Source organism: Ancylomarina sp., assembly GCF_041555295.1.
GTDB lineage: Bacteria > Bacteroidota > Bacteroidia > Bacteroidales > Marinifilaceae > Ancylomarina.
Genome location: NZ_JBFFKR010000439.1, coordinates 1 through 2041 on the forward strand (window position 1 = coordinate 1; position 2041 = coordinate 2041).

Sequence of the window (2041 nt, forward strand, 5' to 3'; positions counted from 1 at the left end):
CAATTGGGATATCAATCACGAACCTATCGAAATGGTAGCTGGTAATACAGATATGATTGATTCAGATTACAAGTATGATCCTCGTGTTTGTTTTATCGAAGATCGTTATTGGGTAACCTGGTGTAATGGTTACCATGGTCCAACAATTGGGATTGCCTATACTTTCGATTTCAAGACCTTTCACCAATGTGAGAATGCATTTCTTCCATTCAACCGTAATGGCGTTTTATTTCCAGAAAAAATTGATGGTAAATATGCTATGCTAAGTCGCCCGAGTGATAATGGACACACACCTTTCGGCGATATTTATATTAGCTATAGTCCTGATATGAAATATTGGGGAGAACACCGTTGTGTTATGAAAGTAACTCCTTTTGAAGATAGTGCCTGGCAGTGTACTAAAATTGGAGCTGGTTCAGTACCTATTCGAACTGAAGATGGTTGGTTATTATTCTACCATGGTGTAATTAATACGTGTAATGGTTTCCGATATTCTATGGGTGCGGCTTTATTAGATCTTGAAAACCCAGATAAAGTATTGTATCGTTCTCAAGATTACTTATTAGCTCCAGCAGCTCCTTATGAACTTACTGGCGATGTCCCTAATGTCGTCTTTCCTTGTGCTGCTTTAAACGAAGGTGATAAAGTTGCCGTTTACTATGGTGCAGCCGATACAGTTGTTGGTATGTCATTCGCTTACATTTCTGAAATTATCGATCATCTGAAAAATAAATCATTGTAATAATTGATTTTCAGATCGTTTAAACATACAATGCCTACTGGTTTTTCAATCGGTAGGATAACAATTTTTCAAGCGCCATTTGGTCAGCTTGAATAAAACCGATACAGAGTTTGATAAACCGTATTTAATTAATCGCTTGGCTAGTGAAAATTAGAACCATGGTAGACTCAAATTCTTATCGGTATTAAAAAGACTTTAGCTATTGACCTATCTAACCAAAATTGAGATGAAGCAAATACTATTTATCCTTCTTTTATGTATCAGTTTTTCCTGTACTCAAAAAGATCATTTTCTTAAGGATACAGACTACCGAAATGAGATTCAGTCCAAATTTGAGTCCCGCAAACCAATCTTCCAAAACCGGGAAGCCGACTTGCTAAGTGTATTCGATCACCCCCTTTCATTAAAAGAAAAAGAAGCTTTAATGTTTCTGTATGCCTACATGCCTTTAAATGATTTGGCGGATTATACCGGTAATTTCTTCTTGAATCAGGTTAAATATGCATTTAAGTCACAGAATGAATTTCCATGGGGGAAAGACGTCTCGGAGGATAACTTTCGACATTTTGTTTTGCCTTACCGTGTCAATAACGAAAATCTGGATTCAGCCAGAATTGTTTTTTTCAAGGAATTAAAAGTGAGGTTGAAAGGCCTTTCAATGAAAGAAGCAGCACTGGAAATCAATCACTGGTGTCATGAAAAAGTCACCTATATCGGTTCAGACATCAGAACCTCTGCCCCCCTTTCTACGGTTAAAAATGCCAAAGGACGCTGTGGTGAAGAATCTACTTTTACTGTTGCAGCCTATCGTTCAGCTGGAATACCAGCTCGTCAATGTTATACCCCACGTTGGGCACATTGCGATGATAATCATGCTTGGGTTGAGGTCTGCATTGATGGTGTTTGGCAATATGTAGGCGCTTGCGAACCCGAAGCGGAATTAAACCTGGGATGGTTTACTCAATCAGCAAAAAAAGCTATGTTGGTTCACACGAAGGTGTTTGGACAATACAAGGGCGATGAAAGAATCACCTATCAAACTGAGAATTTCTCAGAACTAAACTTACTTGAAAAATATACAACCACCCACGAGATATCTGTCAGTATTAAAGATGAAGATGGCCTTCCGGTGGAAGATGCTGAGGTGCATTATTCTGTATTGAATTACGCCGAATTCTATCCTCTGGTCACTAAAAGAACCGATAAACAAGGGATCAGTAAATTTACAACAGGTATTGGCAGCCTTTTTATCTGGGCTAATAAAGATAATAAATATGCTTTTAGCGATATTGATATCAC

General features: G+C 38.0%; 2 protein-coding genes. Both read left to right on the top strand.

The genetic code is table 11. The features are described from left to right. The coding region (locus ABY905_RS16865; protein WP_372645999.1) for a glycoside hydrolase family 130 protein at positions 1 to 742 on the top strand (742 nt) is incomplete at its 5' end. A gap of 226 nt (positions 743 to 968) precedes the next feature. Beyond that, positions 969 to 2041, top strand: a 1073-nt coding sequence (locus ABY905_RS16870) for a transglutaminase-like domain-containing protein (protein ID WP_372646000.1), incomplete at its 3' end; no start/stop codon positions are given.